The sequence below is a fragment of the Ensifer sp. CCNWLY38 genome (genome assembly GCF_037120565.1).
GTDB classification, from domain to species: Bacteria; Pseudomonadota; Alphaproteobacteria; order Rhizobiales; family Rhizobiaceae; genus Ensifer; species Ensifer adhaerens_H.
The window spans coordinates 18,751-41,575 of the sequence record NZ_JBBBBO010000011.1; the positions used below are offsets into that span (position 1 = coordinate 18,751).

At 62.0% G+C, this 22,825-nt stretch carries 22 protein-coding genes and 1 pseudogene; 7 read left to right on the top strand and 16 right to left on the bottom strand.

The genetic code is table 11. The features are described 5' to 3' along the window. Position 1: 1 nt before the first annotated feature. Genes V7S54_RS22620 through V7S54_RS22640 form a run of 5 tightly spaced genes read right to left on the bottom strand, consistent with a single transcriptional unit; the run spans position 2 to position 3,974 of the window. Positions 2–994: a biotin-dependent carboxyltransferase family protein gene (locus V7S54_RS22620; protein ID WP_336408801.1), complete on the bottom strand. Its 993-nt coding sequence runs from the start codon at positions 992–994 to the stop codon at positions 2–4. Then, positions 991–1,701, bottom strand: a complete 711-nt coding sequence (gene pxpB, locus V7S54_RS22625) for a 5-oxoprolinase subunit PxpB (RefSeq protein WP_336408802.1) — start codon at positions 1,699–1,701, stop codon at positions 991–993. The genes V7S54_RS22620 and pxpB overlap by 4 nt, the downstream gene beginning before the upstream one ends. After that, entirely contained in the window at positions 1,698–2,165 is a 468-nt protein-coding gene (locus tag V7S54_RS22630; protein ID WP_336408803.1) for a hypothetical protein, read from the bottom strand. Before V7S54_RS22630 ends, pxpB begins: the two co-directional genes overlap by 4 nt. Beyond that, entirely contained in the window at positions 2,152–3,549 is a 1,398-nt protein-coding gene (locus V7S54_RS22635) for an acetyl-CoA carboxylase biotin carboxylase subunit (RefSeq protein WP_336408804.1), read from the bottom strand. The genes V7S54_RS22630 and V7S54_RS22635 overlap by 14 nt, the downstream gene beginning before the upstream one ends. Beyond that, positions 3,549–3,974 (bottom strand): acetyl-CoA carboxylase biotin carboxyl carrier protein, encoded by a 426-nt coding sequence (locus tag V7S54_RS22640; RefSeq protein ID WP_336408805.1) that lies wholly within the window; start codon positions 3,972–3,974, stop codon positions 3,549–3,551. Before V7S54_RS22640 ends, V7S54_RS22635 begins: the two co-directional genes overlap by 1 nt. 276 nt (positions 3,975–4,250) lie before the next feature. Here V7S54_RS22640 and V7S54_RS22645 point away from each other — a divergent pair, with 276 nt between their 5' ends. The 4 genes from V7S54_RS22645 to V7S54_RS22660 all read left to right on the top strand — a co-directional run bounded on the left by V7S54_RS22645 (position 4,251) and on the right by V7S54_RS22660 (position 8,519). Continuing rightward, a complete protein-coding gene (locus V7S54_RS22645) occupies positions 4,251–6,608 on the top strand; it encodes an Orn/Lys/Arg decarboxylase N-terminal domain-containing protein (protein WP_336408806.1) in 2,358 nt (785 codons plus the stop codon). A 23-nt stretch (positions 6,609–6,631) separates the two neighbouring features. Further along, a complete protein-coding gene (locus V7S54_RS22650) occupies positions 6,632–7,192 on the top strand; it encodes a GNAT family N-acetyltransferase (protein ID WP_336408807.1) in 561 nt (186 codons plus the stop codon). 266 nt (positions 7,193–7,458) lie between these two features. Next, positions 7,459–7,914, top strand: coding sequence for a pirin-like C-terminal cupin domain-containing protein (locus tag V7S54_RS22655; protein ID WP_336408808.1), 456 nt, complete (start codon positions 7,459–7,461; stop codon positions 7,912–7,914). Positions 7,915–7,925: 11 nt separating this feature from the next. After that, positions 7,926–8,519, top strand: a complete 594-nt coding sequence (locus V7S54_RS22660; RefSeq protein ID WP_065376056.1) for an NADPH-dependent F420 reductase — start codon at positions 7,926–7,928, stop codon at positions 8,517–8,519. Between the two features lie 396 nt (positions 8,520–8,915). On the opposite strand, the gene V7S54_RS22665 is transcribed toward V7S54_RS22660, so the two are convergent. From V7S54_RS22665 to V7S54_RS22695, 7 genes are all read right to left on the bottom strand, one after another. Further along, positions 8,916–9,461 (bottom strand): flavin reductase family protein, encoded by a 546-nt coding sequence (locus V7S54_RS22665; RefSeq protein WP_336408809.1) that lies wholly within the window; start codon positions 9,459–9,461, stop codon positions 8,916–8,918. A 59-nt stretch (positions 9,462–9,520) separates the two neighbouring features. Then, positions 9,521–10,270, bottom strand: coding sequence for an SDR family oxidoreductase (locus V7S54_RS22670; protein WP_336408810.1), 750 nt, complete (start codon positions 10,268–10,270; stop codon positions 9,521–9,523). Positions 10,271–10,419: 149 nt separating this feature from the next. Further along, positions 10,420–11,349 carry an AraC family transcriptional regulator gene (locus V7S54_RS22675; RefSeq protein WP_336408811.1) on the bottom strand — a complete coding sequence of 310 codons (930 nt, stop codon included), beginning with the start codon at positions 11,347–11,349 and terminating at the stop codon, positions 10,420–10,422. A gap of 91 nt (positions 11,350–11,440) precedes the next feature. Then, on the bottom strand, positions 11,441–11,806 hold the full coding sequence (locus V7S54_RS22680; RefSeq protein WP_442892598.1) for an Atu4866 domain-containing protein: 366 nt from the start codon (positions 11,804–11,806) through the stop codon (positions 11,441–11,443). 12 nt (positions 11,807–11,818) lie between these two features. After that, complete coding sequence (locus V7S54_RS22685) at positions 11,819–12,550, bottom strand: SDR family oxidoreductase (protein WP_336408812.1); 732 nt, start codon at positions 12,548–12,550, stop codon at positions 11,819–11,821. 50 nt (positions 12,551–12,600) lie between these two features. After that, a complete protein-coding gene (locus V7S54_RS22690) occupies positions 12,601–12,894 on the bottom strand; it encodes a DUF1330 domain-containing protein (RefSeq protein ID WP_336408813.1) in 294 nt (97 codons plus the stop codon). Between the two features lie 127 nt (positions 12,895–13,021). Continuing rightward, positions 13,022–13,384 carry a hypothetical protein gene (locus V7S54_RS22695; protein WP_336408814.1) on the bottom strand — a complete coding sequence of 121 codons (363 nt, stop codon included), beginning with the start codon at positions 13,382–13,384 and terminating at the stop codon, positions 13,022–13,024. A 9-nt stretch (positions 13,385–13,393) separates the two neighbouring features. Here V7S54_RS22695 and V7S54_RS22700 point away from each other — a divergent pair, with 9 nt between their 5' ends. From V7S54_RS22700 to V7S54_RS22710, 3 genes are all read left to right on the top strand, one after another. Continuing rightward, entirely contained in the window at positions 13,394–14,323 is a 930-nt protein-coding gene (locus tag V7S54_RS22700; RefSeq protein WP_336408815.1) for a LysR family transcriptional regulator, read from the top strand. A gap of 362 nt (positions 14,324–14,685) precedes the next feature. Beyond that, entirely contained in the window at positions 14,686–16,584 is a 1,899-nt protein-coding gene (locus tag V7S54_RS22705) for a potassium transporter Kup (RefSeq protein ID WP_065376046.1), read from the top strand. Between the two features lie 48 nt (positions 16,585–16,632). Next, positions 16,633–17,598 (top strand): magnesium and cobalt transport protein CorA, encoded by a 966-nt coding sequence (locus tag V7S54_RS22710; protein ID WP_113478428.1) that lies wholly within the window; start codon positions 16,633–16,635, stop codon positions 17,596–17,598. A gap of 365 nt (positions 17,599–17,963) precedes the next feature. Here V7S54_RS22710 and V7S54_RS22715 read toward each other — a convergent pair. The 4 genes and pseudogenes from V7S54_RS22715 to V7S54_RS22730 all read right to left on the bottom strand — a co-directional run bounded on the left by V7S54_RS22715 (position 17,964) and on the right by V7S54_RS22730 (position 22,804). Then, positions 17,964–18,994, bottom strand: a pseudogene (locus tag V7S54_RS22715) (LLM class flavin-dependent oxidoreductase). An 11-nt stretch (positions 18,995–19,005) separates the two neighbouring features. Next, complete coding sequence (locus V7S54_RS22720) at positions 19,006–19,941, bottom strand: ABC transporter substrate-binding protein (RefSeq protein ID WP_336408816.1); 936 nt, start codon at positions 19,939–19,941, stop codon at positions 19,006–19,008. A gap of 68 nt (positions 19,942–20,009) precedes the next feature. After that, positions 20,010–20,954 carry an ABC transporter substrate-binding protein gene (locus V7S54_RS22725; RefSeq protein ID WP_336408817.1) on the bottom strand — a complete coding sequence of 315 codons (945 nt, stop codon included), beginning with the start codon at positions 20,952–20,954 and terminating at the stop codon, positions 20,010–20,012. Between the two features lie 74 nt (positions 20,955–21,028). After that, positions 21,029–22,804 carry an amino acid ABC transporter permease/ATP-binding protein gene (locus tag V7S54_RS22730; protein WP_336408818.1) on the bottom strand — a complete coding sequence of 592 codons (1,776 nt, stop codon included), beginning with the start codon at positions 22,802–22,804 and terminating at the stop codon, positions 21,029–21,031. Positions 22,805–22,825 lie beyond the last annotated feature (21 nt).

Below are 22,825 nucleotides of genomic sequence, written 5' to 3' on the forward strand. Positions count from 1 at the left end.
CCTAAGCCATGGCGGCGAGCGCCTTGCTGACGAGGCGCGCGGTATTTCTGATGTCTTCGACATAGGCAGCGAGCGCCTTCTCTATAGCCCTAGCCTCAGCGTGCTTGGCCGGCACGAAGCGCAGCGTCGAACCGATGCGAGCCTGCCCCATCCGCCAGAGATCCGCCTCGATGACGCCGGCGATCTTCGGATAACCTCCGGCCGTGTTGGCATCGCTCATCTGGACGATCGGCTCGCCTGCAGGCGGCACCTGGATGACACCGGGCACCACGCCGTGCGAACGCATCTCCACCACCTCCACCGGATGGATCGGATCTCCGTTGAGACGGTAGCCGGTGCGGTCGCTGCGCGCCGAGATCTTCCACGGCTGGCGCCAGAACCGGTCCGCGTCGGCTCCGAAGAGGTCGTGTTCGCCGGCCGGCAGTGCGCGAATGAGAAGCGCACCATCTTCGTCGACTGGAAACACATCCTTCAAGGCAACCGCTGGCGGCACAACGCCGAAACCACCTTTCGGCAGGACAGCCGGTTCGACCGGACCCGTCGCGATGCCGTCGCCGGCGGCAAGGGTCCTGCCGGAAAACCCGCCGAAGCTTCCACGCAACGACGTGCTGCGCGATCCCATCACCTGCGCCACATCGACCCCGCCAGCCAGGCTCACATAGGCCCGTGCATCGCGAAGCGGCGGGAAGAGCTCCAGCACCTGACCGGCCTCAGCTTCCGCAGCCCACCAGGGCGGCAGGGCGACACCATCGAGCTTCGCCCGGCAATCGGCACCCGTAAGTGCGAATGCGCCACCTTTGGCAAAACATAGCCGGAAGGGGAAAGTCTGGACCTCGATGACGGCGGCCCCCTGCGGATTGCTAAGGAGGACGTTCCCTATCTCCAGTGCCACGGGGTCCATTGCTCCTGAGGCCGTGACCCCGATATTCCGATAGCCCGGACGCCCCCGATCCTGGACAGTGTTCAGCGGGCCGGTTTCGAGGATTTCGATCACAACTCGATCCTTTCAGGGCGGAAGCGCACGGTATCGCCAGGCGCCATCAAGGCGGGCGCTGCAGCCTGGGGGTCGAACATCTGAAGTTCGGCAAAGCCGATCGAATTCCATCCGTTCGGGCCGGTCAGCACGGCCACACCGGTTTGCATGCCGCCGATCGTGACGCAGCCCCGCGCCATCTTGAGCGAGGGCACGGTCTTTCGCGGCATATGGATGCGTGGATCAAGCCCGTGCAGGTACCCGAAGCCCGGCGCACTGCCGAGAGCGAAGACGCGATAGATGCCTTCGTGATGAATACGCACGACTTCCCGGTCGCTGAGACCGCTGAGGTCACAGAGCGCCGGCAGATCCGTGGCATGTTCGCCGCCATAGGTGACGGAGACCTCAATTTGTCGACCGGCAAGATCAATGCCCTGCGAACGCTGCCATTCGTCCTGCAGTTGCCGGACGACCGCTTGCGCATCGTCCGGGGTCTCCTTCAAGATCACGAGCAGGTTCGTCATGCCAGGAACGATCTCGGCGACGTCTTCGTGCGTCTCGAGCGCGCGGGAGAGCGCCCAGATGCGCCTCTGGTTCGGCAGGTCGAAGGCCCCGGGTGCTTCGAGCAGAAAGGCACGCGTGCCGATGAAGGATATCTTCGCCAGTTCCTCGGTATTCGGGACGATTGAGGCAGGCGACGGGAACGGGGCCTGTTGCAGGAGGCTCATTGGGCGTGTTCCATGGTCAAAACGGGGTCTCCGTAGCCGATCAACTCTCCGGCACGGGCATGAACGCCAGCGACGATCGCAGTCGCCGGCGCGATCACCGGGAGCAGGATGGGTCCGACCTCCACGAAACCGGCGACGCCGCCCACCTCAAGCGTGCAGCCCTCACCGGCAAGCGGTGAAGCATCCAAGCTACCGGGATGTCGATCACGAAACACCCCGGCGAGCGGCGCCTTGACGGCCCACCCCTCAGTCACCGGCGAGGTGACATCCTGAGCCTCGTCACGACGCCTCACCGGGTTGGCGTCGGGGGCCAGCACAATCTTCAGGGCGTGGCCGTCCTTCGTGCTGATCTCCAACTCGCTCGCGCCGGAAGCGCCAAGCCAGGTGGTCAGAGTGGAGATGAGAGCCGGATCGGAGAAGTCACCGATCCCGGATCTGCCTGACGAGCGGTCACGCCTTGACACCGGCTTCCTCCCTCAAACGTTTTTCAAGATGATGGATATCGACGCAGCCCTGCATGAAATCCGGATCTGCAAAGATCCTTTCGTGCAGCGGAAGGTTGGTGGAGATGCCCTCGATACTGGTTTCCGAAAGGGCGACCTGCATGCGCCGGATCGCCTCGTCGCGGGTCGGCGCATGGACGATCAGCTTGGCAATCAGGGAATCATAGTACGGGGAAACCCGGTATCCGGCCGAGATATGGGTATCGACGCGAATGCCCGGTCCGCTCGGAAAACGAACCGCTGAAATGCGACCGGGGGCGGCCACGAAAGTGGTTGGGTCCTCCGCGTTGATCCGGCATTCGAAGGCGTGTCCCCGCGCCTCGCCGCGAAAACGGCCCGTGTCGAGCACGTCGCCCTGGGCTGAACGCAGCTGTTCGTGCACGAGATCGACACCGGCTGTCGCCTCCGTCACGGGATGTTCGACCTGCAGCCGGGTGTTCATTTCGATGAAGTAGAACTCTCCGTGCTCGTACAGGAACTCGAAGGTCCCAACGCCGCGATAGCCGATCTGCCGGCAGGCTTCTGCGCAGCGCGCGCCGATTTTCTCTGCGAGTTCCGGTGCAATACCGGGTGCCGGCGCCTCCTCGACGACCTTCTGGTGCCGTCGCTGAACGGAGCAATCGCGATGACCAACCCAGACGGCATTGCCGTGATTGTCGCAGAGCACCTGGAACTCGACATGGCGCGGGTGCTCCAGAAACTTCTCCACGTAGAGCTCAGGCTTGCCGAAGGCGCGGCGCGCCTCCTCGCGCGTGATCGCGACCGCATCGGCTATATCGGCGCCGTCGCGCACGACGCGCATGCCCCGCCCGCCGCCGCCACCGGCCGCCTTGACGATGACCGGGTAGCCAATGGCCTCGGCGATGGTGCGCACGGCGTCCAGGTCATCAGGTAGAGGTTCGCCCGGTCCCGGCACGCAAGGGACGCCGGCAGCCATCATAGCGCGCTTGGCAGCGATCTTGTCGCCCATGATGCGGATTGCCGAGGCCGGTGGACCAACGAAACCCAGTCCGGCTTTTTCGACCGCTTCGGCGAAATCCGCATTCTCCGAGAGAAACCCGTAACCCGGATGGATCGCCTCCGCGCCGGTCACACGCGCTGCAAGCAGGATCGCCGCCTGGTTGAGGTAACTCCTGGCTGGCGCCGACGGCCCGATCGAGAGTGGACCACCTTCGCCCGGAGCTGCCGCTCCCACCCTATCCGCCTCGGATGCAACACGGATCGCGCGAAGGCCGAGTTCCTTGCAGGCCCGTTCGATCCGCACGGCGATTTCTCCGCGATTGGCGATGAGGACAGACTGGAATGGGTGGCCGATTTTCCGGGCGGCCTCGAAAGACGCGTCCATCACCCGATCTCCACGAGCGGGTCGCCAAAGGCGACCTCCTGGCCGTCCGCAAAGAAGATGCGTTTGACGATACCGCCGAACGGAGCCGATATAGTCGTGAAGACCTTCATCGCCTCCACGATGCAGAGAGCTTGCCCCACCTCTACCGGATCGCCTGCCGCCACCATTGGAGCGGATCCCGGGCTGTTTGACTGATGTACGATGCCTGAGGTCGAAGCACGAACAAGCTGCGTTTGCGGCTGGTCATCCAACCTTGGTGGCTCGACCGTCGATGGCGTTGCCTGCACTGCGGTTGGGATTTCCAGGTTGGCTAAACGAGCCGGATTGCGAATGACGACAGTCGTGTCGGCATCGCTGACTGTCAACTCCGAGACACGCGAGCGCCCGACAAAGTCGAGAAGCGTCTTGATCTTTTGCAGATCCATTGTTTTCCCCACGGAACGAAGATCACCGGGGTTCGGCCCTGAGGGCCGTGATCCGTCCGGTGCAGTTGGGGAAATCTTACACAGCATCCCGTTTGATGGGGGCAGACAAACTTTGAATAGAGAGACCACTGCCCCCTCTCCCGCTGCTCCACGAGGACTCTTGGACGAATGGCCGGCACGCGTCGGTCTGCAAGATCACAGATAATCCGGGCCGCTGTCACAACATCGTCACGAAACACACGAACAACTCGCTGCTTATTGATGGCGGAGGCTCAGATGGACTACTTCAGGCGCTTCACCTTTTTGTTCGCGACACCCGCCTTCGACAGCGAGGATCTGGAGGGAGCCCGCTACCACCAAATCGTCGAGGAGATTGAACGGTCCGGTTTCGAGGTGGTGCGCGCACGCAATCTCGAAGACGCTGAGATCGCCGTCCAGACGGACGCTGCCATCGGCTGCATGATGGTCGATTGGGGCAAGAAGGGCATGGAGGGCAAGACAGCCTCTCTCATCAACCTGATGCGCCGTCGCGGCCTCGAATTCCCCATCATTCTCTTGATCCGCCGCAAGCGCTTCGAGGATGTGCCGGTAGAGGTGCTCGACTTCATCGACGGTTATGTCTTCCTGTCCGAGGAGACCCCTGCCTTCATCGCGAAAAACCTCATCAGCCGCCTCAAGCAGTATGCCGAGACGATGAAGACACCTTTCTTTGGCGCGCTGGTGGACTACGCCGAGGAAGGCAACCAGCTCTGGACATGTCCCGGCCATAATGGCGGTGTGTTCTATAGCCGCAGCCCGGTCGGCCGCGTGTTTATGGAGCATCTGGGCGAAGCGGTTTTCCGCGACGACCTCGACAATTCCGTGCTCGACCTCGGCGATCTCCTGACCCATGAGGGCCCGGCGCTCGCGGCGCAGAAGGAAGCCGCCAAGATTTTTGGCGCGGAGAAGACTTACTTCGTCCTCAACGGCACCTCGACCTCCAACAAGGTCGCGCTCTCCGCCCTCGTCACCGATGGCGACCTGGTTCTGTTCGACCGCAACAATCACAAAGCGGCGCATCACGGCGCGCTGATGATTTCCGGCGGTATCCCGGTTTACGTGCCGACCGCACGGAACGCCCATGGCCTGATAGGCCCCATGGATTTTGGCTCCCTGAACGAGGAGACGCTGCGAGCGCGTATTCGCACCCACCCACTGGTCAAGGACCCTGACGCCTGGCAAAAGCCGCGCCCGTTTCGGGTGGCGGTCGTGGAACAGTGCACCTATGACGGCACGATCCACAATGCCGAGATGATCCTGAAGGCCATCGGGCATCTGTGCGACTACATCCTGTTCGACGAGGCCTGGGCGGGCTTCATGAAGTTTCATCCGCTCTATGCCGGTCGTTTTGCCATGGGCCTCGCAGAACTCGGACCCGAAGCGCCGGGCATCATCGCCACGCAATCCACGCACAAGCAGCTTGCGAGCTTTTCACAGGCTTCGCAGATCCACATGAAGGATCGGCACATCACTGGCCAGAAGCGCCGGGTCGAGCACCGGCGCTTCAACGAGAGCTTCATGCAGCACGCTTCGACCTCACCCTTCTATCCCCTCTTCGCCTCCCTGGACGTCGGCGCGCAGATGATGAAGGGCCGCTCTGGCGAAGTGTTGTGGGATGATACGATCCGCCTCGGCATCGAACTGCGCAAGAAGATACGGGCTGTGCGCCGGGAGTTCGAGGAGAAGGAGCGTCGGCCCGAGCGCCGCTGGTTTTTCGAGCCGTTCGTGCCGGACCGGGTGGCGATGCCGGATGTGGCAAGCCCTGGAGCGGTGCACGACGTGCCCTGGGAGAGCGTCGCCACCGATCAGCTCGCCATCAATCCGGCCTTCTGGCACCTCGCCCCAGGTGCTGCGTGGCACGGCTTTTCCGACATGGCGCCGGGCTTCGCAATGACCGATCCCAACAAACTCACGCTGCTCACGCCCGGATTCGACAGGTCGACCGGCGCATATGCCGACCACGGCATTCCGGCGCCGATTGTCGCGCAATACCTGCGTGAAAACCGGATCGTCGCGGAAAAGAACGACCTGAATTCCCTGCTGTTCCTGCTCACCCCCGGCGTCGAGGCAAGCAAGGCGGGCACATTGATCAGCGGCCTTGTTGCTTTCAAGCGGCTTCATGACGACAATGCGCCTCTGGAAGAGGCAATCCCGGAATTCTATCGCCGCCGACCCGGTCGTTACGCCGACGTGCGGTTACGCGACCTGTGCGGCGATATGCATCGCTTCTTCCGCGACGCCAATGTCAGCGCGCTGCAGGCGAAGCAATTTTCAGAAGCGCACCTGCCTGATATTGCCCTTTCGCCCCACGACGCGGCGCGCTGCCTCGTGCGCAACGATGTGGACTATCTGCCGATCGACGCCATCGCCGGGCGGATCGCAACGACGCCTTTCGTCGTCTATCCGCCGGGGATCGCCACCATCGTGCCGGGCGAGCGGTTGACCGAGCGAGCGCAGCCGATGATCGACTATCTCAAGATGTTCGAAGCCTGTTTCAACACGTTTCCCGGCTTTGACGTTGAGATCCAAGGTCTCTACCGTGAAACGGACGCATCGGGCCGCGTACGACTTCATACCTACGTCGTCGCCGAATAGGATTTAGGAATTTCGGATCCCTCATGCAGCAGGACAAGTCAATCGTCATTCGCCCATCGCGGGACGGCGACGTGGACGCGATGCTGGCGATCTATCGCCGCCACATTCGCCGCGGCATCGAGGAGGGTGTGGACGAGGGTGACACGCCGCAGCCGGACGATCTGCGCGAGCGGCGGAAGAACTTCAAGAGCCGCCGCTTCCCGCACCTTGTCGCGATCAAGGAGGGCGCAGTGGTCGGCTACGCCTATGTCGTCCTGTTTCGCAAGCGACCTGCCTACCGCTACACCGTCAAGCACTCGATCTATGTTCATCACGAGCATCTTGGCCAGGGCCTCGGAGGTCTGCTCATGCGCGGCCTGATCGACGCCTGTGCCGCAGCCGGCTTCCGGCAGATGATCGGCTATATCGATGCCGAGAATGTTGCCTCGCTGTCTCTGCACGATCGGTTCAACTTCGTTCGCGTTGGCCTCCTGCAGGGGGTAGCCTATCGCTACGGGCGCTGGGCGGACAGCGTCATGGTCCAACGTTCGCTCGGCACCGGCGCGACAACGCCACCGCCTCCCCCGCCCCTCTCCACCCGTTGACGATCGAAGTTCGAAAACCCAGTGGGCTGCGCCCGCTTGAGCCCCCCAAGAGGCGGCCGCGACTCCCCGACCTTCATTCAGCACTCGATCTCTGGCGCCGGCTAAAAACCTTTGCGTAAACTGAGGGTGTCTTTCCGACATAACCAAAGAACGCACTCGAAAACGCGGAGCTCGAAGAGAAACCGACCATGCACGAGGAAACGGACCCTGGCTTCCAGCATATTGCGGCGGATGCGCTGCCGCGCATCGAGGGGGAAGGCGTCGACATGCACCTGATCGCAGGCTCGCTTTATGGCGAGCGCGCGCCGGCAAGAATGTTCTCCGACATGTTCAACGCCGACGTGGCCCTTGCCGCCGGCGCGCGCTTCCGCCTCGACGGCGAGCACATCGAACGGGCCGCCTTCGTCATCAGCGGCACGATCGAAGTCGCCGCACAGCAAGAGCGGTTCACTCAGGATCAACTGGTTGTGTTCAAACCCGGCTCCGAAATCGTCCTCAAAGCGATCGTCCCGACGCGGCTCATGGCGCTCGGCGGCGAACCGCTCGCCGAGAAACGGCACATCTTCTGGAACTTCGTGTCAAGCCGCCGCGACCGCATCGAGCAGGCGGCCTTCCACTGGCAGAACCGCTCATTCCCCGGCGTGCCGGGAGAAACGGAGTTTACGCCGCTGCCCGACGGGCCCAGAAACATCACCTGGCCCCATCCCAAACAAGGAAACTGAAGGAAATCGAAATGACCTACGCAATCATCGGATCCGGTGCCATCGGCTCGGCGCTCATCGCACATTTCGCGTCAAAGGGCATACCTGTCAAAGTGGCAAACAGCCGGGGACCCGCATCGCTTGCCGCCGCCAGGAAGTCCGCCGACACGACAATCCCCGTCGAGATCGACGAAGCCGTGGCGCAGGATATCGTCATCCTCGCCCTGCCGTTCACGGCGGTGCCTGATCTGGCAAAGATTCGCAACGACTGGACGGGGACGATCGTCATCGACGCCACCAATGCGATCACTTTCCCCGAATTCCGTCCCGCCGACCTGGGCGGCAGGCTTTCGAGCGACATCGTCGCCGAGACGCTTCCAGGCGCAAAAGTGGTCAAGGCCTTCAATACGCTTCCGGCCGCCTTGCTCGCAGCCGACCCCGCCGAGGCCTCGGGGCGCAGGGTGGTGCTGCTGTCCGGCAACGATGAGGGCGCCAATGCCAGCGTCGCAGGTCTTATTGAGAACCTGGGCTTTGCAGCGCTCGATCTCGGTGACCTCAAGGCCGCCGCGCCCATGCAACAGTTCGGCGGTCCTCTGGTGGCGGTCAATCTGATCAAGAAGGGCTGACGGCGCCCTTTCACGGCCGCCCGGAAATATCCGTTGTCGGAAGCGCAGCGCGCGCATGCCGACATTCTCGAACGCCGCAGCGACGGCCCCACGGTGCTCGTCCCTTGATCGCGTTCGAAGGAAACCGTCATGTCCGGTTGTGACAATCTTCATCCCGCCTTCCGGGATATTGCGGCGGCCGACGACAACCGCCGCAGGCGCCCCGCCCGTCGCTGGTCGAAACTCTCGCCGCAACGGTCGTCCTGCTGCTCGTGCTTGCGGTCAACTTCGATCGATGGAACGGTAATGCCAATGCCGGAGCGCCCTCGGCGCTAGCCGCTTTCGACTGGACCGGGCCGGAGCTCGACCATTGCCCGAGGAGTTTCCTACCCGGCGACTGCTAGGGCGGCGATGGCGTCACCTCGGAAGGTGATGCCATCTCACCATATGCTCGCTGAGATCGAGCACATCGCCGTCGGCGGCAAAAACACCGTCGCCGCGATGATGCAGGGTCCGCCGCTCCTTGCGGTCCGTGTCGATCCACAGCCGTTCGGCCTTAAGGATGAAGAGGTTATAGGCTTCGACGATATCGACCACCCTGCATTCGATATTGGCAAGGCACTCGCCGATCAGTGGCGCCGCGACGCTGCGTGCCGGCTGCGGCGTCAGGCTGAAACGCTCGAACTTGTCGACCGTGTCGCCCGAGCAATTGCCGATATCGACGACCGCTCTTGCCAGATCGATGGTCGGGACGGCGATGACGCATTCGCCGGTCGCCCTCAGCGCGCGGTAGCTATGATCACAGGGACCGATGACGCAGCCGATCAGCGGCGGCGCATGCTGGATCATCATGTGGAAGCCCATCGTCATGACGTTGGGCGTTCCTTCATAGCTGGTCGTCACGAGCACGATCGGACCCGGTTCGAGCTGACGAAAGACCCCGGAGGCCGGTACTTCCTTCATGGGAAAACTCCTTGATCGTCGGCCTCCCCGTCCCGGACGGGAAGGCCGATGGTTTACGACTACCAGCCCTGTTCAACCGGCAGGACGAAGAGCTCGGCCACATTGACGTGCGCGGGTGCCTGGGCCGCAAACACGAGCGTGTCGGCCACGTCGGCGCTTTGCAGGAAGGTCATCTGCTTGGCGAGATCGTCCATCTGCTGGCGGTAGCCCGGATCCGTGATCTGGTCATAAAGTTCGGTCGCGACCGCGCCGGGCTGAATGCAGGTGACGCGGATGTTGTGCTTCTGGCCGACCTCCATGCGCAGGCCGTCGGAAAAGGCGGTCACGGCATGCTTCGTGGCGCAATAGACCGACAGCCCCTTGAAGACCTTGCGGCCGGCGATCGAGGAGGTGTTGAAGATATGGCCGGAATGCTGCTTGATCATCTGCGGCAGCACGGCTGCCGTCGTGTTCAAGAGACCCTTCACGTTGACATCGACCATGCGAAGCCATTCGGCGGTCTTGAACTGGTCGATGTCGGAAAGCGGCATCAGGCCGGCATTGTTGAAGAGAATGTCGATCGCGCCATAAGCATCAATCAGCTTCTTCACGCCAGCTTCGACGGAAGCCGGGTCGACCACGTCCATCTCGATGACCAGGGCTTCGCCACCCTTCTCAGTGATTTCTGCCTTCAGCTCTTCCAGACGATCGGTGCGCCGTGCAGCGATGCCAACCTTTACGCCGGCTTCGGCAAGCGCACGCGCCGTTGCTGCGCCAATGCCGCTCGAAGCACCGGTGACCAGTGCGACTTTGCCGTTGATATTCGTCATCAAGATATCTCCTTGTTGCTTGCAACCCGCTCCGGAAGCGGAGAGGTGTTTGCTTTCGACAAGGAGAACCCTATGAAATCTGGGATTTTTCCTCTCGCGGTGGCTTGCCGAGGCTATCGGGATTTTGCTCCATTCTGTGCCGAATGAGCCTAGCCCCTGCGATAGTCGCTCGGCGTGAGCCCCGTTTCACGGCGGAAAATCTGGGCGAAGTGGCTGGGACTGGAATAGCCGACCGAAAGGCCGATCTCGATGATGCTGGTGTCGGTTTCCTGCAGCAGCTGCTGGGCCTTGGCTACCCGCTGCCGGATGAAATAGTGTGAGGGAGGAAGACCCGTCGCCTTCTTGAACAGCCGGCTGAAATGGAATTCGCTGATGCCGACCTCCTGAGCCAGGCGGCCGAGGTCGAACTGTTCTTCCAGCCGGTTCTCCATGAAGGCGATCGCTCTCCTGAGCTTTGCGCCGGGCAAGGCGTTCTGCGCACGCATCTCGGTATTGGCGACCGCATAGTGGCGCACGAGATGGACGGCAAGGCTTTGCGCCAACCCTTCGACATAAAGCGGGCTGCCACCGCCATCCGCTGCCAGTTCCTCGTTAAGGAGAGTGAGGATATGCGAGAGCGTCGCATCGCGGCCGCCGGAGACGTCCTTCAAGGTAACGTTCCCGGCGTCCTTGCCGAACATCGCCTCGACTATCCGCTCGAACAGCGGCACGGAAACGTAAAGATGCATTACGCGAAATGATTGGTCCCCCTCAGCCTGCCAGCGCATTTCATAGGGCACCGGCGAACAGGTCAGGAAAAAATCGCCGACCTCGACGCGGTTTGCCATCCATTCTCCGCCGAGATCGCGCTCCTCGACAACCGCGCTGCCGGACATGACCCACACGATGAGCGGTTCGGCGACGGCAGGCACCAGGAACGGGTGCTGAGCGCGGTGGCGCGAGAGCACCTGCACGAAGATATCTCTCCACGCCGGTCCGTCGCCGCTGACCAGCGTGTTTCCGCTGATATAGTTTTCGAGACCGACCGGGGAGGTTCGCTCAGGGATGGGCAGACACGCGGATGGTTCGTCCAAAGCCATCATCCCTCCCGACAGATGCCTCCAGCCAATGTGGCGCCGGAATCAAGGATATCCAGCGCCACGGAAAAGGAAAGAACGAAGACTTCGCCGCTTACTCCGGCTTCTTTCCGTCGCGATAGAGGATCATGCCGGCATGGTGCAACACTCCCTCGATGAAGTCGCCATCGGCGGTAAATCCGGTATCGTCCCAATAGTCGATGTGATTGCCGCGGACTTCGTACCGCCCCTGATAGGCGCTCTCCTGTCGACCGCGCGCCTCGTCGTACCGACCGTTCGGCAACAGGTTGTGACGAATGCGGCCATCCGCGGTGATCCACATACCGACATAGGGATGCGTTTGGTCTGGCACAGTTGTGTTCCGGATCATTTTCATCTGGGAATATCCTTCCTGGGCGGAGGCCATGCAGAACAGCATCGCGGCAAGGCCCACCGTTGCAAGTCCAGATCGGTTCGACATCCCGTCCTCCGATCACATGCTTGCCGTGGGCCGGATGACGATTTCGCTGGTATCGACATCCGCAGGTTGGCCGATCACATGCACGATCGCGTCAGCGATGGCCTCCGGCTTCAGGGCTATCTGGCGATAGGCGACCATCGCTTCGGCGGCAGTCGGATCGGTGATGCTATCGGCCAGTTCCGATTCCACGACGCCCGGATAGACGCAGGTCACGCGGATCCGGTCGTTCTCCTGTCGCAACCCGTCGGAAATGGCCCGCACGGCATATTTGGTGGCGCAGTAAACGGCGGCCGTCGGCGATACGGAAAGGCCTCCGATGGACGAGACGTTGATCACCTGCCCGGCGCCCTGCCGGTTCATGGCGGGCAGCACGGCGGCGATGCCGTAAAGCACGCCCTTGATGTTGACGTCGACCATCCGGTCCCATTCATCCACTTTCAGCGAAGCCATCGGCGAAAGCGGCATGACGCCGGCATTGTTGACGATGACGTCGATGCGCCCAAAGGCATCGAGCGCGGTATCGGCGAAGGCCTGGACATCCGCGCGGGATGTGACGTCGAGGCTCCGGTAGAGTGCCTTGCCGCCTGTGGCAGTGATCTCGGCGGCCAGGGTTTCGAGGCGGTCGATGCGTCGTGCCCCAAGCACGACCACGGCGCCGGCCCTGGCAAGGGCGCGCGCCGTCGCCTCGCCGATGCCGCTGCTGGCGCCGGTGACGAGAACGATCTTGTTTGCGATATTGCTCATGGGATTGATCCTTTCTTGAAGTGGCGATGGTCAGGCGGCGCCGACGGCCGTCACACCGGCTCGAAACCGCGCAGGGCGATGATCCGCGATCCCGCCGCAGACTGTCTTTGCCTTGCGAGAGGCGCATAGGCCGGCGAGGCGAAAAGAGCGCGGATCGCCTGCATGTCGGGGAATTCGATGATCAGCATGTTGCTCGCCTCCCAGCCTTCGAGCTGGAGCGGGGCATCATCAAGGGCAATGAGCCGGCCGCCGGCTTCGGCGACGAGCGGCAGGGCCTTGGAACGGTAATCGGCAATCGCATCATGGTCTTGAATGTCGAGATCGACAACGAGGTAGGCTGACATGCGTGGCTCCTGTTTGCTGCGGCCTCATCCAATCCGGACGGGTCGACTGAACCTAGGCTCATCACCGGCAGAACTCTCTTGCCGGCTTGCGCGAGCCGTCGGGATCTTGCGCAAGGCGTTTCTCTGGCTACGCCGCAGGCGCCTGTCTGGCATCGAACAGCGACATGCGCTTCTGCGCGATCAGCAGAGCTTTTTCGTCCAGCAGATAGCCGGCATAGCGAATGACGTTAAAAGGCGTTTCGACGATTTCTTTCCGGGAAGCCCCAAGGGGCGCTTTGTGGCCATCCTGCGGGCAAGCGGCAACCTGGCCGGCAACTGCGCCGACGATTGCCCCGGTGGCAAACATGATTTTCAAAGAGGTCATCGTACTTCCTTTCATCGCGGGTGCCGTTTCGATCCCCACTCGCCGTCTGCGCCGTGGGATGAAGGAAGGATAGATGCGGTTGATTGTCGTCGGAATTCCCTTATAGCTAATCAGATTGGTTAGCATGGCACGACAATGATGCTGGATCTGAACCTGCTGCCGCTTTTCCTCGCGGTGGCCGAGGAGGCGAATTTCGTGGCCGCCGCCACCCGCCTCGGCGTCACTCGCTCGGCCGTCAGCCAGGGCATCCGGCGGCTGGAAGACGGCTGCGGAATAGCGCTCGTCACCCGCACCACGCGCAGCGTCCGGCTCACCGAAGCGGGTGAGCGCCTGCGCGACACGCTTTCGCGTCCCATGGCCGACGTCCTGTCTGCGCTCGAAGATGTCGGCGGCAACGCCAACCCCCACGGTGTGCTTCGCATCGCGGTGACCTCGATTGCCGAAGATTTTCTCTCCGGGCCGCTTGTCGCCTCCTTTGCCGAGGCCTACCCCAGTATCATCGTCGACGTGACGGTGACGGACGATACGTTCGATATCGTCGCCGGCGGCTTCGATGCAGGGGTGCGGCTGGGGGATGTCATCGAGCAGGATATGGTGGCCGTTCCGCTGTCGGGCGAACAAAAGGAAGTCGTCGTGGCGAGCCCCGCCTATTTCGAAACCCACGGGTTTCCGACACATCCGAGGGACCTGATCCATCACCGCTGCATCGGATGGCGTCCGTCACCGGACACGGCTCCCTACCGGTGGGAATTCGCCGAGGAAGGGGAAGCCTTCGACATTTCGGTCGAACCCCAGATCACCACGAATGACCTGCGCCTGATGATACGGACAGCGCTGGCCGGCGGCGGCATTACATTCGCGCTGGAGGAGACCTTTCGCCCCTATCTCGAACGAGGCGAGTTGGTTTCAATCCTGGAAGACTATCTGCCGCCCTTCCCGGGTTTTTTTCTCTATTTCCCCAGCCGGCACAATATGGCGCCCAAGTTGCGCGCCCTGGTCGACCACGTCCAGCGCTTCAGGCGCGAACGCCTCAGGACCAAAACAAGTGCTACGCACTTGGCGTGAGTCATCCGGTTTCCAGCAGGATCGGCAAGTACCCGTGACACAATGCCAAATGGCTGGCCGCAAGCCGGCGAAGCCGAAGGGCCGCTGCCCGAACTTTCGGGCAACGGCAACTTTCCTTACTTGATCTGAACGCTGTAACCACCATCGGCGATGACGACGGAGCCAACGATGAAGCTCGCGCGGTCGGAGGCGCTCGCTCCACACGGCGAGTAGCGGCGCTCGTCCTCCCGAGACGCAAATTCCCGCGCACGAGACGGATCTGAGGCATACCAGGCGGGAAACTCGCAAATCCGTATTTGCCTCACCTTTCGCAATGCACCATATACTGGGTCCGTTTTTAGCGGTTCGATCCAGGAGACCTCATGCCCACCTCGCATAGCGAAGCTTTCGAGCCTCAAACGGAGACGCGAAACTTCCTTGTTCTCCTGCTTGGATGCGTTGGCGTCGTCTATGGCGACATCGGAACCAGTCCGCTTTACGCATTTCGCGAAGCACTCCGCCCTTTCTCGAACGACGGTGTACAGGGTGAAGAAGTAATCGGCCTTATTTCCCTTATGGTCTGGACGCTGACGATCATCGTCACGTTCAAGTACGTGCTCTTCCTGCTGCGCGCAGACAATGACGGGGAAGGCGGAACTCTATCGCTTCTCGCGCTTCTGATGAAAAAGACAGGCAGCTTCATGCCGGTGTTGTTTTTTGCGGGGTTGGTCGGGGCGGCACTGTTCATCGGCGACGCCATGATCACCCCTGCACTGTCGGTCATGTCGGCTCTTGAAGGCATGAAGCTCGTCACGCCTGCCCTTTCAGATTACGTGCTCCCGCTGTCCGCCGCCGTCATGGTCGCGCTCTTTGCGGTCCAGTCAAAGGGCACTCAAGCGGTCGCGAAGTTCTTCGGGCCGATCACGGTGGTCTGGTTCCTCGCGATGGCCTGGGGCGGGCTGATCCACATTGGCGACGACTGGACGATCCTGCAGGCAATCAACCCCATCAATGCACTCTGGTTTGTCACCCATGCGGGCTGGGCCGGCCTGGTCGTACTCGGTGCCGTCTTCCTGACGGTCACGGGAGCGGAAGCCCTTTATGCGGACCTCGGCCACTTCGGGCGCAAGCCGATCAGCACGGCATGGTTTGCGCTTGTGTTCCCCGCATTGGCGCTGAACTACCTCGGACAGGGTGCGCTCGTGCTCAGCCACCCTGACGCGGCGCACAATCCCTTCTACCTCCTCTATCCGGACTGGGCTCTACTGCCGATGGTCATCCTCGCCACCATGGCTACAATCATTGCCAGCCAGGCGGTCATCACGGGGGCGTTCTCGCTCGCACGGCAGGCGGTTCATTTGGGCTTCCTCCCTCGGCTGCTGATCAAGTTCACCTCCGAGACCAACACCGGCCAGATTTATGTGCCTGCCGTAAACGTGCTCCTGTTTGTTGGCGTCATCGTACTCATCTTCTCGTTCGGCGACTCGGAGTCCCTTGCCACCGCCTACGGGATCTCGGTGACCGGCGCCATGGTCGTGACAACAGTGATGGCTTTCCAGTTCCTCCGTTCCGTCTGGGGCTACTCCACCCTTCTCGCAGGACTGATGCTTGCACCTTTGCTTGTTATCGAGACCGTCTTTTTGCTCGCCAATTTGCTCAAGATCCATGATGGCGGCTGGGTGCCTGTAGCGCTAGCATTGACGATCATGGTCGTGATGTGGACCTGGACGCGCGGATCCCAAATGCTCCGCGAAAAGACCGCGCGCAACGACATCCCTCTCGAAACGTTTATCCGCTCGATCGAAAAATCCACCCATGCGCCCCAGACCGTTCGCGGGACGGCAGTCTTTCTGACCAGCGTGGGCGACAAGACGCCCGCCGTGCTCCTCCACAACATCAAGCACAATCACGTCCTACACGAACAAAACGTCATCCTGACCATCCGGACGACCGAACACCCGTATGTGGCAGAGGAAGACCGCGTATCACTGACCGAACTTTCGGACAGGTTTGCAAGGCTCGAGCTCTGCTTTGGCTTCATGGACGAGCCGAACGTCTCGAAGGCGCTCTCGCTCTGCAAGAAAGCAGGGTTCAAGTTCGAGATCATGCAGACGTCGTTTTATCTGGGGCGCAGGACCCTTATCAGTGATCCAAACTCCGGTCTGCCGGGCTGGCAGGACAAGCTCTACATCGCGCTCGCGGGGCTCGGCATCGATCCGTCGTCATACTTCAAGCTCCCCGCCAATCGGGTCGTCGAGATCGGCGAGCAGGTCACGATTTAGTCTCCGTTCAGACGCTGAACGCGACCAACGCAATTTCGGAAAGCTTAAATGACAGTCGTCGCCTCCTATCTGTATCGTTCGGGCAAGCGCGCCGAAGAAGTGCCCCTTGCTGCCCAGCCATTCGAGGCGTCAGACGGCGAGTTTGCCTGGATCGGACTGACGGATCCCTCCACGGACGAGATGGCGAGCCTTCAGGCGATGTTCGGCCTTCATCCTTTGGCGGTTGAGGACGCCCTCAACGGCAATCAAGTGCCGAAGGTGGACATCTACGGAGACCAGTTGTTCGTTGTCGCCAAGACGGCCCATCTTGAGGGTGACAAGATTGCCTACGGCGAAACCTGCATCTTTGTGGGAAAGCACCATCTCATTTCAGTTCGCCATGGTTCAGCCCGCTCCCACAAGGAACTGCGCCTGCAACTCGAGCAATCCCCACGGCTTCTCGAACACGGTCCCGACTACGTCCTCCACGGCATCATTGACTTCGTTGTCGACGGCTACCTGCCGGTGGTCGAGACGCTCGAGGACAAGGTTCTGGAGCTTGAGAAGCATGTTCTCGTGTCGCTGCTGCAGCCGGAGCAAATCCGGCGCATCTTCCGCATGCGTCGCCAAGTGATCCGCTTTCAGCGAGTCCTCGGACCCATGGGGGAAGTGGCAGGAAAGCTCAGCCACCTCGAACTCCCTTGCATCGACGACAATGCGAAACCCTTCTTCAAAGATGTGTATGACCATGTGAGGCGCGTTGAGGGGTTGGTCGGCGGCCTTCGCGAGGTGATGACGTCCGTGTTCGAGGCCTCCAATCTCTTGGAGCAGCAGCGCCAGGGCACCATAACTCGGCAGCTTGCGGCCTGGGCGGCAATCCTCGCCGTGCCGACAGCCATCGCCGGCATCTACGGGATGAACTTCGAAAACATGCCCGAGCTTGCGACGCGCTACGGCTACTTTGCCGTCCTCGGCGTTATCGTCACGCTTTGCGCCATCCTGTATTGGCGTTTCAAAAGGTCTGGCTGGCTTTAGGAAGTCTGCTGGCGATCGAGTGCCAACGCCAAGATGCTGCTGATAACGTCGATCAATGTCTCCGGTATGTCGGGGCGCCGGTCGGGATCGAACGCAAGCCCAATCACGGCGCGCTGACCGGACGCCGTAGCAACAGACCAAAAGTCAAAACGCGACTCCGGATAGATCTCGGCTGTTGAACGGTTCCCGTCGCCGCTGACGATAGCGCCGCGTCGAACTCGGCCTTACGATTTCGCGGCTATAGTCCTTGAGTGGCCGACGAAGGTGTCTAATCCGATATACGACCAGAGCGAGCCATTGGAGAAGAAGTAGTCGATCTCAGATGCTCCTGTTTTGCGAGGCCTCATCTCGGAGGCCCCTCGTTTCTAGGCCGCTTTCTGGTCGGCCGGCGACCACCCGAGCTCCGGAGCAATGCGAGCAACAAAGTCATCGACGATCTGGCGGTAGTCCTCGTCCTCGAATTCGTAGGGAAGCTCGAGCCTGAGTTCGCGGACATGCGGCAGGATCGGGTCTGCAAACAACCGTTCAAGGATTTCATCCGAACTACCGACGAGGTCGCGGGCGTAAAGCGGCGCCGATCGCCTTGCGGCGTAAGCGTTCGCTCGGTGCGTCCGGCCGCGTAGTCGAGATAGCGCTTGCGCGTTCTCGCGTCCGCACCATCCAGCGGAACAATGACCCGGCCAAGCGCGACCCGCCTCTCCGTACCGCCCTCCGCGCGATAGGTCTCGAGCTGGCGCTGCTGTGCGAGGAAGAAATCGTCGGTCCCTTCCCCGGTCGTGACATTGCCGATCAGGAGATTGAGATCACTGCGCCCTGCCCATCCGGCAGACTTCAACGAGCCGCCGCCGTACCAGATCCGGTCCGTCAGTCCCTTGGCATGGGGCTGGAGCCGGGGGCGCTGCGGGCCAAACGGCGTCTTGATGAAGGTGTTTTCATCGCCGATCGGGCGACTGCGCAGATTTTCGACAAAACGCAGAACCCGCGCATGCGTGAAGTCGAAATTCTCCCAGCCGTCGTCGAAGACAAGGCGGCCGATCAGATCGGCATGCAGCGGACGTCCGGCGCTGAGGCCGATGTTTAGACGACCGCGTGAGAGGACATCGACGGTCGAGAGATCCTCTGCCAGCCGGTACGGACTTTCATAGCCGATCGGAATAACCGCAGTGCCAAGCTCAATGCGGCTCGTCCTTTGCGTCGCGGCAGCGAGAAAAGCGGCGGCCGACGATATCCCGGGCTCCAGGTGTCGCTGGCGCACCCAGGCGCTGGCAAAACCGAGCGCCTCGCCATACTGCAGCAACGCCAAGGTCTTCTCCAGCCCATCCAACGGGTCGTCCGCCGGGTAGTTGCCTGGGCTCAGGAAGCCAATATGGCTGATCGATATCTTGTTCGGCGTCACGCCAAGGCTCCTTAGAATTTCGGAAGACCGGGTGGGTTGGTCTGGGATTTCGGCAAAGCCTCCTCCTGGAGGTGCCAGCGTTCCAGAACCTTGCCATAGGTGCCATCCGCAATCAGACCGTTGGTGGCGATCGTCAGAGCGTTGGCGAGCCCACTGCCCTTGCGCGTTGTGATCGCCACGTCCGAACGTTCTGGCCAGCCGGCGCTGAGCGTGCCGACGCGCTTGATGTTGTTGTCGCGAGCGGCAATGAAGACGAGCTGCGCATGCGGCTGGACGATGACGTCAGCCCGGCCGGAAGCAAGCGCCACCAGGCTCGTCGCTTCGTCGTCGTAGTATTGCAGCTCCAGCGGCTTCAGACCCGCTGCGACGTTCTCGTCGCTCCATTTGAGCAGGATGCGCTCCTGGTTGGTGCCGGCGCCGACGATGATCCTGAGACCCGCCGCATCCTTCGGTTCCTTGATCGAAGTTATGCCGCTATCGGATTTGACGAAGAAGCCGTGCAGCCCCTGCCGATAGGTCGAGAAGTCGAACTTCTCCTTGCGCTGCTCGGTGACCCCGACATTCGAGATAACCGCGTCGTACTTGCCTGATGTCAACCCAAGCGGCCAGTCGATCCAGGCGGTGGGCACGAGCTCGAGTTCCAACCCTAAGCTGTTTGCGATCGCGCCGGCATATTCCGGATCGGCGCCGATGACGGTGCGCGCGTCGGTCGCGTAGGTCGCAAGCGGCGGTCCGCCGGGGCTGACGCCGACCGTAAACTTGCCCGGTGTCACGAACTTGAAGTCGGCGGGAATTGCCGCGACTGCCGTCTCGTTGCGAACGGCATGAATGCGCCCGGGCTGCTCGGGGCTGAGATCGAAGCCGGCATCTGCCTGCGCAGAACCGAAATGAAGAAGAGCTGCCGCTGCGGCGGCGAGAATGGTGCGAATGGCCGTTGTGCCGTTCATGCTGATGGTCTCCGGGTGAAAGACAGAAGCTGGACCGGCGGCGGCGCCGTCGATCCAGCGAGGCCGGATCAGGAACCGCTCTTCGGCAGGCCGGGCGGGTTGGTCTGGGCCTTGTCGACCGCCTCGGCGCCAAGGCTCCAGCGCTTCAGCACCTCGCCATATTTGCCGCTCTTGATCAGATCGTTGAGCGCGACGGTGACGGCATCGGCGAGGCCGCCGCCCTTGCGGGTGGTGACGGCGATCTCAGCCGTCAGCGGCCAGCCGCCGCTGGCGATGCCGACGACTTTGGTGTTGTTCTTGATCGACGCTGCATAGGCGCGGGTCGCGTTCGGGTTGAACTCGACGTCGGCCCGGCCCGACTGCAGCGCCAGATCGCCGGCGGCGCGATCGTCGTAATACTGCACCTCGATCGGCTTCAGCCCGGCCGCGACGTTCTGCCGGTCCCATTCGAGAATGATCTTTTCCTGGTTGGTCCCCGCACCGGTGATCACTTTCAGCCCGGCGACGTCCTTCGGTTCCTTGATCTCGGTGATCTTGCTGTCGGACTTGACGAAGAAGCCGAGCACGTCCTTGCGATAGGTGGAAAAATCGAACTTCTCCTTGCGCTCCTCGGTCACCGTGACGTTGCTGATCACCGCGTCGTACTTGCCAGAACTGACGCCGAGCGGCCAATCGGCCCAGGCGACGGGCACGAGTTCAAGCTCCAGACCGAAGCTGTCGGCGAGCAGCGAAGCGATATCAGGATCGGCGCCGACAACGGTCTTGGAGTCCGATGCGTAAGTGGCAATCGGCGGATCCCACGGGTTGATGGCGACGGTAAACTTGCCCGGGTTGACGAACTTGAAGTCGGCAGCGATCGCCTTGATCGCCGCTTCGTTCTTTTCCGCACGCACGCGGTTGGAGATGTCGGGACTGAGGTCGAATTTGTCCTGGGCGTTGGCCGCGGCCAGTCCGAGCGTTGCAGCGGTGACAACGCCAGCAAACAGCAACTTTACAGTGTCGAGTATTGTCATATCTCTCTCCTTCTCAATCATTGGTTGTCATTGATGACGAGGCTTCGCCCTCGGGAACAGGCGGGCCGATATTTTCAGAGAACGCGCGCCAGGAATTCGCGGGTGCGCGGATGTTTGGCGTTGGCAAAGATCTGCGCCGGGGGTCCTGCCTCCAGCACACGCCCCGCCTCCATGAAGACGACGGTGTCGGCAACCTCACGGGCAAAACCGGTCTCGTGGGTGACGATGACAAGCGTCGTACCGGTGCGCGCCAGTTCCTTGATGACATCGAGCACTTCGCCAACGAGTTCCGGGTCGAGCGCAGAGGTCGGCTCGTCGAAGAGCAGCACCTTGGGGCGCAGCGCCAGCGCGCGGGCAATGGCGACGCGCTGCTGCTGTCCGCCCGAGAGCTGGCGCGGATAGGCGTGGATCTTGTCGCTGAGGCCGATGCGAGCCAGCAGTTCCTGGGCGAGGCGCACCGCCTCTTCCCGGCCAAGCCCGCGCACGTGAACGGGCGCCTCGATCAGGTTTTCGAGCACGGTCAGGTGCGGGAAGAGATTGAAGTTCTGGAACACCATGCCGATATCGGCGCGCCGCTTCAGGATGTCCTTTTCCTTGAGCTCGTAGAGCGTGTCGCCCTTCTGGCTGTAGCCGACAAGTTCGTCGTCGATTGCAATGAAGCCGTCATCGACCCGTTCCAGGTGGTTGATCGCCCGGAGCAAGGTGGATTTGCCGGAGCCCGACGGTCCGAGGATCGCCGTGACGCTGCCCGCCGGCAGGTTCAACTCGACGCGATCAAGCACCTTCAGCGGCCCGAAGCTCTTCGATATGCCGTGCACATGCACCGCCCCGCCGGAGCGCAGAACCTCTGCGTCACGAAAGCCAACCTTTGCGGTTGCGGCAGCCGGTCGCGCGACGTCCGGCAGCCGTCGACGAAAGCGCGAAACGAGCGCCTGGAACGGGAGCGGCACCGGGTTGCGCACTGCACCTTTCGAGTAATAGCGCTCGATGTAATGTTGGGCGATGGAGAGCCCGGTCATGATCACCAGGTACCAGACGGTCGCCACCATCAGCAGCGGAATAACCTCGAGATTGCGGCGATAAATGACCTGGACCGTGTAGAACAGCTCGGGCAGGGCCAGCACGTAAACCATCGACGTGCCCTTGGCGAGGCCGATGATCTCGTTGAAGCCGGTCGGCAGGATCGAGCGCATGGCCTGGGGGAGCACGATGCGGAACGCCTGGCGCCGGCGTGGCAGGCCGAGGGCGGCGGCTGCCTCGTGCTGACCCTGATCGACGGCGAGAATGCCGCCACGCACGATCTCGGCGAAGAAGGCCGATTGATTGAGGGTGAGGCCAAGGAAAGCGGCGGCAAAGGGCGTCAAGAGCTGGGTCGTCGGATAGTTCAGCCAGACCGTGTCCGTGAATGGCACGCCGATCGCGATCGTCTCGTAGAGGTAGCCGAGATTGTTGAGCACCAGCAGAAGCACGATCAGCGGGATGGAGCGCAGCAGCCAGATATAGCCGAAAGAGAGGCTGGCTAGCAGCGGCGACTTCGACACGCGGGCAAGCGCAAGTGCCGTTCCAAGCAGCGAGCCGGAGACGGTGGCAAGCGCGGTCAAGAGCAGGGTGCGGCCGAGTCCCGCCAGCACCGGTTCGGCGAAGAACCATTCGGCAAAAACCGGCCAGCCCCAGCGCGGATTGGTCAAAACCGAATAGAGCACGCCGGCAATGACCAGCGCTGCAAACAACGTTCCGAGCGCGCGCCCCGGATGGCGCGCCGGCACGATGCGGTAGTGCGCGTAGCCCGGGTTCGGCTCACTGGTTCGGCTGGCGCCGGGAATACCGGCGAGGTCGGTCACAACTGCCATGATGGATCCACTCCTGGAAAT

Coding starts and splice junctions, on each gene's coding strand:
- pxpB (WP_336408802.1), bottom strand. CDS start 1,701: ATGAGCCTCCTGCAACAGGCCCCGTTCCCGTCGCCTGCCTCAATCGTC.
- V7S54_RS22635 (WP_336408804.1), bottom strand. CDS start 3,549: ATGGACGCGTCTTTCGAGGCCGCCCGGAAAATCGGCCACCCATTCCAG.
- V7S54_RS22640 (WP_336408805.1), bottom strand. CDS start 3,974: ATGGATCTGCAAAAGATCAAGACGCTTCTCGACTTTGTCGGGCGCTCG.
- V7S54_RS22645 (WP_336408806.1), top strand. CDS start 4,251: ATGGACTACTTCAGGCGCTTCACCTTTTTGTTCGCGACACCCGCCTTC.
- V7S54_RS22650 (WP_336408807.1), top strand. CDS start 6,632: ATGCAGCAGGACAAGTCAATCGTCATTCGCCCATCGCGGGACGGCGAC.
- V7S54_RS22655 (WP_336408808.1), top strand. CDS start 7,459: ATGCACCTGATCGCAGGCTCGCTTTATGGCGAGCGCGCGCCGGCAAGA.
- V7S54_RS22660 (WP_065376056.1), top strand. CDS start 7,926: ATGACCTACGCAATCATCGGATCCGGTGCCATCGGCTCGGCGCTCATC.
- V7S54_RS22665 (WP_336408809.1), bottom strand. CDS start 9,461: ATGAAGGAAGTACCGGCCTCCGGGGTCTTTCGTCAGCTCGAACCGGGT.
- V7S54_RS22670 (WP_336408810.1), bottom strand. CDS start 10,270: ATGACGAATATCAACGGCAAAGTCGCACTGGTCACCGGTGCTTCGAGC.
- V7S54_RS22675 (WP_336408811.1), bottom strand. CDS start 11,349: ATGGCTTTGGACGAACCATCCGCGTGTCTGCCCATCCCTGAGCGAACC.
- V7S54_RS22680 (WP_442892598.1), bottom strand. CDS start 11,806: ATGTCGAACCGATCTGGACTTGCAACGGTGGGCCTTGCCGCGATGCTG.
- V7S54_RS22685 (WP_336408812.1), bottom strand. CDS start 12,550: ATGAGCAATATCGCAAACAAGATCGTTCTCGTCACCGGCGCCAGCAGC.
- V7S54_RS22690 (WP_336408813.1), bottom strand. CDS start 12,894: ATGTCAGCCTACCTCGTTGTCGATCTCGACATTCAAGACCATGATGCG.
- V7S54_RS22695 (WP_336408814.1), bottom strand. CDS start 13,384: ATGCTAACCAATCTGATTAGCTATAAGGGAATTCCGACGACAATCAAC.
- V7S54_RS22700 (WP_336408815.1), top strand. CDS start 13,394: ATGATGCTGGATCTGAACCTGCTGCCGCTTTTCCTCGCGGTGGCCGAG.
- V7S54_RS22705 (WP_065376046.1), top strand. CDS start 14,686: ATGCCCACCTCGCATAGCGAAGCTTTCGAGCCTCAAACGGAGACGCGA.
- V7S54_RS22710 (WP_113478428.1), top strand. CDS start 16,633: ATGACAGTCGTCGCCTCCTATCTGTATCGTTCGGGCAAGCGCGCCGAA.
- V7S54_RS22720 (WP_336408816.1), bottom strand. CDS start 19,941: ATGAACGGCACAACGGCCATTCGCACCATTCTCGCCGCCGCAGCGGCA.
- V7S54_RS22725 (WP_336408817.1), bottom strand. CDS start 20,954: ATGACAATACTCGACACTGTAAAGTTGCTGTTTGCTGGCGTTGTCACC.
- V7S54_RS22730 (WP_336408818.1), bottom strand. CDS start 22,804: ATGGCAGTTGTGACCGACCTCGCCGGTATTCCCGGCGCCAGCCGAACC.